Annotated in this window: 13 protein-coding genes; 11 read left to right on the top strand and 2 right to left on the bottom strand. The window is 43.5% G+C overall.

Going from position 1 to position 11,982, the window contains the following annotated elements; genetic code table 11:
• Positions 1-117: 117 nt before the first annotated feature.
• The 11 genes from NYE58_RS20650 (at position 118) to NYE58_RS20600 (ending at position 10,365) form a co-directional block, all read left to right on the top strand.
• Complete coding sequence (locus tag NYE58_RS20650; RefSeq protein WP_076217983.1) at positions 118-906, top strand: TIGR01457 family HAD-type hydrolase; 789 nt, start codon at positions 118-120, stop codon at positions 904-906.
• Between the two features lie 46 nt (positions 907-952).
• Positions 953-1,768 (top strand): Fpg/Nei family DNA glycosylase, encoded by an 816-nt coding sequence (locus NYE58_RS20645; RefSeq protein ID WP_076133771.1) that lies wholly within the window; start codon positions 953-955, stop codon positions 1,766-1,768.
• Positions 1,758-2,621 carry a deoxyribonuclease IV gene (locus NYE58_RS20640; protein ID WP_341002945.1) on the top strand — a complete coding sequence of 288 codons (864 nt, stop codon included), beginning with the start codon at positions 1,758-1,760 and terminating at the stop codon, positions 2,619-2,621. Before NYE58_RS20645 ends, NYE58_RS20640 begins: the two co-directional genes overlap by 11 nt.
• On the top strand, positions 2,618-2,962 hold the full coding sequence (locus NYE58_RS20635; RefSeq protein ID WP_076184432.1) for a cyclic-phosphate processing receiver domain-containing protein: 345 nt from the start codon (positions 2,618-2,620) through the stop codon (positions 2,960-2,962). The genes NYE58_RS20640 and NYE58_RS20635 overlap by 4 nt, the downstream gene beginning before the upstream one ends.
• A complete protein-coding gene (locus tag NYE58_RS20630) occupies positions 2,959-3,282 on the top strand; it encodes a thioredoxin family protein (RefSeq protein WP_076128425.1) in 324 nt (107 codons plus the stop codon). The genes NYE58_RS20635 and NYE58_RS20630 overlap by 4 nt, the downstream gene beginning before the upstream one ends.
• The gene (locus NYE58_RS20625; RefSeq protein WP_076218008.1) at positions 3,282-4,064 is read left to right on the top strand and encodes an ABC transporter ATP-binding protein; all 783 of its coding nucleotides are present in this window, start codon (positions 3,282-3,284) and stop codon (positions 4,062-4,064) included. Before NYE58_RS20630 ends, NYE58_RS20625 begins: the two co-directional genes overlap by 1 nt.
• A gap of 47 nt (positions 4,065-4,111) precedes the next feature.
• Positions 4,112-5,128 carry an SAM-dependent methyltransferase gene (locus NYE58_RS20620; RefSeq protein ID WP_076184506.1) on the top strand — a complete coding sequence of 339 codons (1,017 nt, stop codon included), beginning with the start codon at positions 4,112-4,114 and terminating at the stop codon, positions 5,126-5,128.
• A gap of 125 nt (positions 5,129-5,253) precedes the next feature.
• Complete coding sequence (locus NYE58_RS20615) at positions 5,254-6,747, top strand: serine/threonine protein kinase (RefSeq protein ID WP_341002944.1); 1,494 nt, start codon at positions 5,254-5,256, stop codon at positions 6,745-6,747.
• Positions 6,748-6,861: 114 nt separating this feature from the next.
• Positions 6,862-8,415, top strand: coding sequence for an ABC-F family ATP-binding cassette domain-containing protein (locus NYE58_RS20610; protein ID WP_036687697.1), 1,554 nt, complete (start codon positions 6,862-6,864; stop codon positions 8,413-8,415).
• 73 nt (positions 8,416-8,488) lie between these two features.
• Positions 8,489-9,529, top strand: coding sequence for a ThiF family adenylyltransferase (locus NYE58_RS20605; protein ID WP_341002943.1), 1,041 nt, complete (start codon positions 8,489-8,491; stop codon positions 9,527-9,529).
• Between the two features lie 116 nt (positions 9,530-9,645).
• Positions 9,646-10,365 (top strand): response regulator transcription factor, encoded by a 720-nt coding sequence (locus NYE58_RS20600; protein ID WP_076128431.1) that lies wholly within the window; start codon positions 9,646-9,648, stop codon positions 10,363-10,365.
• A 45-nt stretch (positions 10,366-10,410) separates the two neighbouring features.
• Here NYE58_RS20600 and NYE58_RS20595 read toward each other — a convergent pair whose 3' ends face one another.
• Together NYE58_RS20595 and NYE58_RS20590 are read right to left on the bottom strand one after the other, a co-directional pair.
• Positions 10,411-10,911 carry a C40 family peptidase gene (locus NYE58_RS20595; protein WP_076128433.1) on the bottom strand — a complete coding sequence of 167 codons (501 nt, stop codon included), beginning with the start codon at positions 10,909-10,911 and terminating at the stop codon, positions 10,411-10,413.
• 294 nt (positions 10,912-11,205) lie between these two features.
• The gene (locus tag NYE58_RS20590) at positions 11,206-11,847 is read right to left on the bottom strand and encodes a thiamine diphosphokinase (RefSeq protein WP_036687693.1); all 642 of its coding nucleotides are present in this window, start codon (positions 11,845-11,847) and stop codon (positions 11,206-11,208) included.
• Positions 11,848-11,982 lie beyond the last annotated feature (135 nt).

Here is an 11,982-nt window from a genome sequence, read left to right as displayed (position 1 = left end):
ACCTAAAGGGATTGAGTTTTTCTGTAAATCCAAGCAGGGCAAAGGCTACGAGTTTGTTAATACTATTATTTATTTATTATATTAATTAAATTTATTGTGGAAACTGAGGGGTTAGTGATGGAACAAATTGAAGGATTATTGATTGATCTAGATGGTACATTGTACCATGGGCATAAAATGATTCCCGGTGCTGATCTGCTGATAAAAGCTCTTCGTGAAGCGGATATCCCTTTTTTATTTGTTACTAATAACTCATCGCGTACGGCAGCTAACGTTGCTGCCCACTTAAGTGGAATGGGAATTGAGGCGAAACCTGAGGAGGTATGTACCTCTTCTATGGCAGCCGCACGTTACATAGCTGAGGAATCACCTGGGGCTACAGTGGCGATACTTGGAGAAGAGGGACTGCGTATGGCTTGTGTTGAGGCAGGGCTCCAAATCGTCACAGAATCCCCTGATTATGTGGTGCAAGGTATCGATCGTTCTTTTAATTATGCTTCGTTAGCTCAAGCTTCGCGTTGGATTTTGAGCGGGGCAAAGTTTGTGCTCACCAATCCAGATTTAATGTTACCATCAGATGATGGGGTTATGCCGGGTGCGGGTGCGATTGGTGCAGCAATTGAGGCTGCTAGTGGAGTGAAGCCAGTAGTGATCGGTAAGCCAGAATCCCACCTGATCAAATATGCGACAGATCTTCTGAACATTCAACCTGAACATGCTGCTGTTGTTGGGGATAATATGCGTACGGATATCGCTGCGGGTGTTAATGCGGGCTGTCGTACAATCCTTGTTCTTACCGGTTTAACCACTACAGAGAATCTGGAGCACTATAAAAGCATCACAGGGATCACTCCCGATGAAATATGTGCCGATTTAGCTGAACTTAAAATGTTTCTCGGTGTATAATAGCTAGGGTCTTATTTACTTCACCAACTTAGAGGGGACGATGAGTATGCCAGAATTGCCGGAAATGGAGAATTATAGACAGCTGCTTAGCCAGCGTATTATAAATGTTCCGATAACTAATGTAATTGTGAACAGAGAAAAAACAATTAACATGGAGACAGAAGCTTTCATTAATGCCTTGATCGGTGCGCGTGTTGTTTTTGTAGAGCGGCGTGCCAAGTACATTTTGTTTCATCTCCATGATGGACGAAGATTACTATTACATTTAATGCTGGGTGGATTGCTTTTTTATGGTTCAGAAGAAGAACGGCCGGATCGTAATACCCAAGTAGAAATCGCATTTGGTGATCAGATCCTTTATTTTATGGGCCTGCGGTTAGGGTTCTTACATTTAGTATCCGTGAAGGAAAGCGAAGCAACGATGGGTAAGCTTGGACCTGAGCTGCTGGATCGACGGATGACGCCGGAACGTTTTGCTGGAATATTAAAAGGGCGGCGTGGTGCGTTAAAAAGTCTGTTAGTGAATCAGCATGTAATGGCGGGTATTGGAAATTGTTATGCGGATGAGATTGCTTTTGACGCAGGACTTCTGCCTTCAGTTTTAGTACAAAATTTATCACCTGAAGCCATTTCCCGCCTGTATCAAAGCATTCAAAAAGTATTAACTGATGCGACAGAGATTGGCGGATACATGGAAATGCCATTTATGACCGGTGATACGGTTACGGGTTCTTATAATGATCAATGTAAAGTCTATGACCGTGAGGGCGAGCCTTGCCTACGCGATGGGGGAACGATTATCAAAACAGAGCTGTCTGGACGCAAAGTATTTTATTGCCCAGACTGTCAGCATGAAGCCTAAACCCAAAATAGGGGCTCATGTCAGCATTCGTGGTGGATATGGGAGAGCTGCCCGATTTGCTTGGGAGAGCGGTGCAACAAGTTTTCAATATTTTCCGAAAAATCCGCGCAGTCTGAAGTTAAAGACGGTTGATATTCGAGATACAAGGGATTGTGCACTCTTTTGCCAAGAAAAAGGAATCACCTCTATCGCCCACACTCCTTATGCAATCAATATGGCTGCGAATAGGGATGACACTACCCCTCGAAAGGTGTATGTAGACTCCCTACTTAATGATCTGGAAATTGCTGAAGCCTGCGGTTCCTTAGGTATTGTTGTTCATTTTGGACATTTTGCTGGAATGGAGCCGTTACAAGGCTATCAAAATATTATACAATGTATGAATGAGACGCTGGAGTCATGGGAAGGTAACGCCAAGCTGCTAATCGAGAATCAAGCGGGCAACCATGGTACCGAAGGGATTACACTTGAAGAATTGGTGAAGGTTCGTGAGCTTAGCCAGTTTCCCGAGAAGATTGGATTTTGTCTGGATACCTGTCATGCTTTTGCAGCGGGAATTTGGAATCCTGAGCATACGGAAGACTTGCTTGAACGAGGAAACCAGCTTGGATTTTGGCCACATCTTGTAGCTGTTCATCTAAATGATTCTAAGTTTCCCTTTGATTCGAGACGGGACCGGCATGCTGGAATAGGAAAAGGTTATATCGGCGAAGAGGGTCTTAAGCGCTTAATAACTTCTGATCCATTACGTAAAAAATCTGTTGTTTTGGAAACTGAAAAGGGTTCAGATGGCAGTCATCGGAATGAAATAGCTACTGTTCGCAGTTGGTTTGAAGCGGGGGCTAGAAAGTGACTCATATCTATATGGACGATCTCCGTAAAGGTCCGCTTGGATTTGCTTTAGCCAGGACAACAGAAGAATGTCTTCTGATGTTGCGTGAGTGTGAGGTTGGTATTTTGTCGTTAGATTATGATATGGGACCGGATGATTATTCTGGTGGGGAAGTGGCTAGACGGATTGTTCTGGAAGGACTGTACCCCCGTGAAATCTATCTACACACCTCCAGTGTTTTAGGGAGAAAAGAAATGTATGAAATCTTATACGCGGCTAAACCTGAGGGGATGATCTTGTTTAATGGTCCCCTAAGTTCTGATAAGCTTTATGATATCGCTGGGGAGACGGGTCTGAAATGAAGGAAATGAATGAAGCGGATTTACTGGAGATACTCACGAGACCGGGAGAACCGCTGGTAGTATTTTTGCATACTCCGCTGTGTGGTACCTGTAAGGCTACAGAACGCATGTTGGAAGTAGCGGCACATCTATTGCCTGCTGAACTCCAAATGGTTGCCGGAAATGTAAACATGTTGCCTAATCTGGTCCAACAATACCGTATTACCAGTGTCCCTGCTCTACTTGTGGCTTCTGCTGACCGGATAGAGAATCCGCATATTTATTATTCAATGGTTTCAGTTGAGCGGATTCTGGAATACATAAGGAGTGTTATATCATGATCATTTCATTACAACATTTATCTCTGCGCAGAGAAGAAAGCCTAATCTTGGACGATGTATCGTTAGAAGTGAAGGAAGGCGAAAACTGGGTCATTTTGGGACGAAATGGTTCGGGCAAAACAACCATTTTGGAGATTATGACAGGTTATATATTCCCTAGCAAAGGAACTGTTGAGGTATTGGGGAATAAATATGGTCAATGTGATTTACGCGAGGTTCGTAAAGAGATTGGTTATATTGGTCCTTCCTTAATGGAGAAGATGTCTTTAAATGATCCGGTGTGGGAGGTTGTCGCTACAGGAGCTTACGCTTATTTGCGTTTCTACGAGAGCATTCCACACGATGTGAAGGAGAAGGCAATCCGCTTGCTAGAGGATATGAATCTGGGCAATATGGCACTTCATCCTTTTGGAACCTTGTCACAGGGAGAGCGAAAAAAAGCAATGCTGGCAAGATGTCTTATGGCTGACCCCAAACTACTGATTATGGACGAGCCTTGTGCAGGTCTTGATCTGTACGAAAGAGAAAAAATGCTGGCTGAAGTAGACAAGCTGAGACAACGTAATGTCTCCGTTGTATATGTAACTCATCATGTGGAAGAAATTGTCCCGCTTTTTACACATGTTGCTTTAATTCGCGACGGTAAGCTAGCTGGTTCCGGACCGAAAGAAGAAGTATTAACCAAAGAAATGATCTTGGCCACCTATGATATTCCTGTTGATGTAGAATGGGATAGCGGTCGTCCCTGGATTAAAATTAGACCTGGAGGCAAAACGATTTGAACGAATTAAGACATGATAACGAAGAGCAGACCACTGCTCCGGAAGAAATGGTGTACTCCCGATATATTTGTACAGCTAATCACGGCTTTGCGCCATATGCTCAGGAAGAGCTTCGGCGCTTGTTCGGCGCAGTGAAGAGTACGCTGCTGCTGCCGGGAGAAATCTTTCTAGCCACCTTGCAGTCTGAACCCGAGGAAGTATCACGATTGCTCACACAGAATCTGCCCATTTTCCTTCGTCATATACAGCCTGTGCAGTTTCAGGATGAAGGAACCATGGATGCGTTACAGCGTTTGGCTGTGTATTTAAGCCGCCGCAGTGAGCTAGAGGGGGAGAAAGTATCCCTAAATGTTCGTAAAGGGGATCCTTCCTTCTGGCAGGAAAGTCCGGGCGAACTTCGTGAATGGCTGCAGGAGCAATTGCAGAGCTTGGGTGCAGAATTTACAGTACAAGATCCGGCATGGGTCATTTCTGTCTACGCAGACGGGAATGCCTTATATGCAGGAGTGTCCAGACCAGAAGAGAATCTATCCGGCTGGAATGGCGGTGCAATCCGTTTCCGCAAGGAAGACGGACAAATCTCACGTGCTAAGTTCAAGCTGATGGAAGCGGAGAAGGAGTTCGCTATTCCTTTTTACAGCTTCCGTAATGCGCTTGATATCGGTGCCTCTCCAGGGGGCTGGACTTCTTTCTTGCTGGAGCGTGGAATGAAGGTAACAGCGGTTGACCCTGCTTTGATGCATGAATCGCTGCGTAATTACCCGGGTCTGAAGATCCTGCGCAAAAATGCCGGAGAAGTGAAATTCCGCGATAATGAATTTGATCTGCTTGTATGTGATATGAGCTGGAGTCCTAAGCTGATGGCGAAGCTTGTAACCGGGCTGCTGCACAGCCTGTCCCCAGGTGGAACAGCGATTGTGACTGTGAAGCTGATGCATAAGAAACCACTAGCGATGATCAAAGAGATCATTGCAATGTTTGAGGGCGAACGTATGCAGATTCAACGGGCCAAGCAGCTGTTTCATAATCGTGACGAAATAACACTTTATATGATTAAATACTAAGTTAGATCCTAATTTAAAAATCTTAAGGGAAAGCATCCCGTTATTAACGTTATCGTAATCTGCGGTAACAACGTTAATGGCGGAAGCTTTCTCTTTTTTTTATGTGAAAAAGGGGGTATGTTTAGTTGAATTTTGCATCGAAGCTTGGGATAGGGCAGATAATGGACGCCAGATACAGAATTATTGAACAGATTGGAACAGGTGGAATGAGTATTGTTTATCTTGCGGAGGATCTGCGTTTAAAGGGGAAACGTTGGGCTGTAAAAGAAAGTGTAAGCTCAGAAGAACTACCTTCAGACATTGAGGCGGAAGCGGAGATGCTAATGTGTCTGGATCACCCGCGGCTTCCACGTATTGTTGATTACTATCTTTCGGATCAAGAAGGGTATTCTTATTTAGTTATGGATTATATTGAAGGGATAACTTTAAGTCAGCTGATGAAGGATAATCCCGGACCATTGCCTTGTGAATTCATCCTACAAATAGCTAAACAGCTTTTAGAAGTCCTGCAATATTTGCATGGTCATCATCCGCCCATTGTTTATCGTGATTTAAAGCCCTCCAATCTTATGTTAACTAAGCAAAAAGAATTGATGTTAATCGACTTCGGAATCGCGCGGAATTTTAGAAAAGGAATCGTTGAAGATACGGTGAAGCTTGGTACAGTAGGATTTGCGGCTCCTGAGCAGTATGGGAATGGGCAGAGTCAGCCGGTTTCTGATTTATATGGTCTTGGTGCATTACTTTTGTATATGGCTACCGGAGGCTTATGCAGCCACTGGGAGTCTGGAATGGAAAATAAGTTGCGTGACCATGTTCCCGAAGCTTTTATTCCTATAATTAGACGTTTATTACGGCCTCATCCGGAGGAAAGATATCAGGAGGCAACAGCTGTTATTCAAGCGCTGGTTCGTGTGGAGAATGATATGGATGAAGGTAATCCTTTAGCAGTGTCTGTGCCCCTAGCGGTTGATAAACGGAAGGCTAAAGTGATCGCCTTACTTGGAGTAGGGCCGGGACTTGGAACAACACATACTTCATTTGCAATTAGCAGTTATCTGGCACAGATCGGTTCAACAGCTTGGGTTGATCTATCACCGGATTCATCGGTTTATGAGCGCATGCACAATATGGTTGATGTGCAGAGCGCTTCAGTTTCTGCTAAGAGCCCTGAGCTTGCATTTTCCTGGAGGAAGGTTCATTACTGGAAGCGACCTCACCATGGGGATGTAGCAGAGCTTATGAGAGGAGCTTATCAATTTGTGGTATTAGATCTGGGCACGGGTGGATTTGATGGAGCGCTGGAAGAAATCAAGCATAGCGATATTCCCATTCTAATTGCTTCTGGCGCCGATTGGCGGTTGGAGGAATCTTTATTATGGATTAAACGGAGTGGGCTGCAGCCTGAACGGGAATGGAGAGTGGGGTTACCACTTGCTGAATACCAATCTGTTGAACTATTGCGAAATTCTTTAGGTATAGATAGAGTTTATAATCTACCGTGTCAGCAAGATCCATTTTTACAAAAAGGGAAGTTGGCAGATGTAATTGCTGAGCTGTTAGGGGACATTAAGGGCGATCGGAACGTTGGAAAACGCCGTGGTTTTTTCTTAAGATAGGCTATTGGGACTAACATTTAATTCAGTGTTCCGCTAAAGTATGATAAAATATATATTTATATGTGATTTGATTTACGCATTATTTAAGTATAGACAGGAGCTTGCGGAGAATTTATGAGTTTACTTACTGTAGAAGACGTTTCCCACAATTTTGGGGATCGGACATTGTTCAAGAACGTGTCTTTCCGGTTGTTACCAGGAGAACATGTTGGAATTGTTGGAGCAAATGGCGTTGGTAAATCGACGCTAATGAATATTTTGACAGGAAAGCTTTTGAAGGATAATGGTAAAGTAGAGTGGACCCCTCGGGTGCGTTACGGTTATTTGGACCAACATACGATTCTTACACCGGGCAAAACGATTCGCGATGTTCTAAAGGACGCTTTTTTGCCATTGCTTGAGTTGGAGCAGGAAATGCTGAAGATCACAGAGCAGATGGGTGATGCTTCGCCTGAGGAACTAGAAGTACTACTGGAGCAGATGGGAGACATTCAGGAACAACTGGATATCGGAGATTTCTATCTGATTGATGTAAAAGTAGAGGAAATGGCCAATGGTTTAGGCCTGTCCGTGATTGGGCTAGATCGTGATGTTGCTTCTCTCAGTGGTGGTCAAAGAACCAAAGTGCTGCTGGCGAAGCTGCTACTGGAGAAACCCAATGTACTATTGCTTGATGAGCCTACCAACTATTTGGATGTTGAACATATCGATTGGCTGACCAACTATTTGAAACAGTACCCTTATGCGTTTATATTGATTTCCCATGACACTGAGTTCATGAATAAAGTTGTTAATGTCGTTTATCACTTAGAGTTCGGTAAATTGACCCGTTATACGGCCAACTATGAGAAATTCCTTGATATGGCGGAGATGAACAAAAACCAGCATATCGATGCCTATGAGAAGCAACAAGATTTTATCAAAAAACAAGAGGACTTCATACAGCGGAATAAAGCGCGTGCTTCAACTTCAGGCCGGGCAAAAAGCCGTGAGAAGCAGCTTGATCGTATGGACCGAATTGATCGTCCTGAAGAAGCTGCTAAGCCGACCTTTAAGTTTAAAGAGAGCCGGGCAAGCGGGAAAACCGTCTTCGAGGGAATTGATTTCGAGATCGGTTATGATCGTCCGCTGCTGCCACAGCTAAATATGGTCATTGAACGTGGTGAGAAGATTGCTATTGTTGGCTGCAATGGTGTGGGTAAATCGACACTGCTGAAGACAATTCTGGGAGTGATCCCAACATACAGCGGCAAAACCTATCTTGGGGATTATCTGAACCCTGCATATTTCCAACAAGAAGTGAAAGCAGCTAGTCTTACACCCATTGAGGATGTCTGGAATGAATTCTCCAGTTTAACTCAGAACGAAGTTCGTGGGCATCTGGCACGCTGTGGTCTAAAAAATGAACATATTACACGTCCGCTTAGTATGCTGAGTGGTGGGGAGCAAGCGAAGGTGCGTCTTTGTAAGCTTTTGATGCGCGAAAGCAACTGGGTACTGTTCGATGAACCTACCAATCACCTTGACGTTATTGCTAAAGCAGAGTTGAAGCGCGCTTTGCAAGAATATAAAGGCACAGTCCTGCTTGTATCTCATGAACCTGATTTTTATGAAGATTGGGTTACGAAAATTTGGGATGTTGAGCAGTGGTCAGCTGTACAGGTATAGAATAATCATAAATCCGGAGAATAGCAGACATCCTGCTGTTCTCCGCTTTTTGGATATGGGGAGGAGATAATGTATGTTTCATAACGCTGGGCGAGCAGATCGATACTCACGACAGATACGTTTCGCGCCGTTTGGAACTGAAGGACAGCAGGGTCTCGTAAAATCAAAAGTGCTTGTAGTTGGTGCGGGTGCGTTAGGTACAGGGATTGCAGAGACATTAGTCCGCTGTGGGGTTGGGCATGTTCTCATCGTTGACCGCGATTATGTAGAGTGGAGTAACCTGCAGCGCCAACAGCTGTATACCGAGATGGATGCGCAGGAGAGAGCTCCAAAAGCCATTGCAGCCCAGAACAGACTGCAGCAGATTAATTCTGAGGTTGTCATAGAAGCGCATGTTATGGATGTGCGGAAGGAAGAGCTGGAAGGACTCATCTCAGGGGTGGACCTGATTATGGATGGGACTGATAATTTCGATACACGTCTCATCATTAATGATATTGCCCAAAAGAATAATATCCCTTGGATTTATGGAGCTTGTGTAGGAAGCTATGGAATTACATATACGATTTTGCCTGGAGAAACGCCATGTCTTCATTGTCTTTTAGGTACAGTTCCACTAGAGGGAGATACCTGTGATACAGCGGGTATTCTCCCACAGGCCGTGCAATTGGTTACTGCAAATGCTACAGCTGAGGCGTTAAAGCTTCTCGGTAACCGTAAGGACCAATTACGGAATAAACTGCTGACTTTCGATGTATGGCGTAATGAACATCAAGAAATTGGCGTGAAAAGTGCTAAAAAGGAGAATTGTCCATCTTGTGGGACTCATCCGATCTACCCTTATCTAACAGCCTTAAATACGGAACGAAGTGATGTGCTTTGTGGCAGGGATACCGTACAGATCCGCCCTGCCCGGCCGCAGAAACTTAACTTGCAGGAAACAGCCAGTCGTCTGTCTCGTTTAGGAGACGGTGAGGTAGAGAGCAATCCTTATCTAATTTCCTTTAAGGAAGGTCCTTACCGGATGGTGATCTTCGCAGATGGCCGGGCATTGATCCATGGAACGAAGGATATTGCCGCTGCCCGTAGCTTTTATCATCGATATTTTGGATAAAAAGCATAATAAACAGATCCTCAGGCCATTTCATAGGAATGGTCTCTTTGTTTTCCGGGGATTCTATATCTATTAATGGGATGCTGATGCATGTCTGATGGATACGGGGGATCTTCGTGAGTGAGCAAATGATATGGTATATGTCTGCGGGAAACGGAAGAGGAGAGGAAGAACTAGACGCTATTGCGAAAGTGTTTAATGATATCGGTCTGCAAATAACAAAAAGCGAAGATCCCGAAGATCTTCGCTTATCCATTTCTGAAGTAGAACCGGTATTGCTGCTTGCTGATTTAGGCGAGGTGGGAACATGGGAAGGATGGAAAATCATTTCCGCAGTAAGAGATGAGGGAATGATTCTTCCGGTCATGGTGATTTCCGAAGAATTATCTGGTAACGGAGCAGTTGCGGCCTTTTTAGCCGGAGGGAATGATTTCATGACAAAACCACTACATACCGGTGAATTTAAATGTAGAATTCTAAATTTATTAACCCTCACGGGTCGGCGTCGAAATTTAAAACATCTGTTAAAGGTAGATGGTTTAATGCTCGATCCCAGCCGCAGGCTGGTCACCCGTGAAGGGATCGAGCTTAAGATGACGCATAAAGAATTCGATCTTCTATATTATCTCGCTGCGAATCGAGGGATTATATGTTCCCGCGAGGAAATACTCAAACAAGTATGGGGATATCAATTCCATGCAGATACCAATGTTGTAGATGTATACATCAGGCATATCCGCTTAAAAATTGATAAAGGGTACCGGAACAAGTTGATTCATACTGTTCGCGGAACAGGATATGTAATGAGGGTGCCCGAAGGCAGCACCACATCCTGAGACTAATTCTCTTTTATAGAAAAGACTCTACTATAGAGCTGTTGTTTACAGTACGCGGCGAGCCTTTAGATAAGTCTTTTTCCATGTACCAGAATTAAGATCAGAAACCGTAACACCTGGTTTACCGTAAGTGTGCAGAATTTTACCGTTTCCAGCGTATACAGCTACGTGAGTTACATTTTTACCAGTTGCTCTGCTGCCGCTGGAGAAGAATACAAGATCGCCGACACGAAGGTTAGCTTTGGATACAGCAGTTCCTACTTTTGATTGAGCCGCAGCTGTGCGGGGTAATGATACATTATATTTATTAAAGATATGTTTCATAAAGGAAGAGCAGTCAAAAACCTTAGTAGTAGAAGTAGAGGCTCCGAATTTGTATGGAGTTCCCATAAAGTTTTTTCCGAAATTGACAACGCTTTGTCCTTTGGACACCGTAGCGGCTTCAACTTTAGTTGCACCTACACCAGTTGCCATCATTGTTCCTAAGCCCATTGTAGTAACCATTCCTATAACAATCGCTTTTTTTATCCATTGTTGTTTATTCATGTTGTAAGTACCTCCAAAGTTAGTATATCAATCTGTCTTGCTTGGCTTGTCTTGCTTGCCTGATTCGTAGTATAGCAGGTTATCTATGTCATAAAATTTGGTAGAGCAGCAATAAAGTGAGGCTGGGCCTGGGTTGTAAACGTTTTATTAAAAATTCATTAAAAGTTACAAAAAATTAATAACTTGATATTTTGGGCAATAAAATAAGCCGCAAACCCCTTGATATATAAAGGATTTAACGGCTTTTTAATTTTGAAACAAAAGTTACAAGGATGTTTCTATATCACTATGTATTTAGTCTTTGCTCTGGATAATCAGCAATAATCCACTACGTATTCTAACTGTTCCAGTGGAGGAAATCAGTTTGTTGCTTACACCTAGAGATTGCCCTAGCTTTAAAGTAGCATCATTCAAAGGATATTGAAATCCTTCTAATGTAATCCCTGTTACTTCAGGAGTTAATGGAAGCAAAGATACATAGGTGTAGCCCAAATCTTCAATGACTGTTTGGGATCCGGTAAGTGTCACATAGTTATTAGAATCCATCACGTAGCAATTGATTTGCCGTTGCAGAGCCCTTGTCATCATTTGAATGCTGGCTAAGGAGTGATCAATTCGAGTGCCTGTAACTCCTAATAGTAAAATAGAATCAGGTTGCTGATTCATTGCAATATCGAGTGCCATCTCACTGTCGGTTAAATCCTTGTTCACGGCGTCACAAGTGATTGTTTTTTTACTTTTGGATTGAATATCCTGAAAAGCCTCAGGCGATACAGAATCAAAATCACCTACCGCAATATCGGGTATATATCCATGTGAGATGAGGAATAATGCACCCCGGTCCGCACCGATAATAAAATCTTCTTCATCTAATAGAGCGAAATAATCCGGAGATAGTTCTCCACCGGCAAAAATAACAACTCGTTTGGATGGCATAACATCCATTCCTCCTCTAAAACTCTAGTTGGTTATCCTGTCCCAGTATAATGCAGATCGAAAAGTTGCACAATTGACCAAGACAACGCTAAAATGATAGTGTGCGATTTTTTATGTGCATAAATTCATATTTAC

The organism is Paenibacillus sp. FSL L8-0708, assembly GCF_038009325.1.
GTDB lineage: Bacteria > Bacillota > Bacilli > Paenibacillales > Paenibacillaceae > Paenibacillus_AQ > Paenibacillus_AQ odorifer.
Note: the sequence above shows the minus strand (reverse complement) of the source record. Positions and strands in the feature narration are given on the sequence as shown.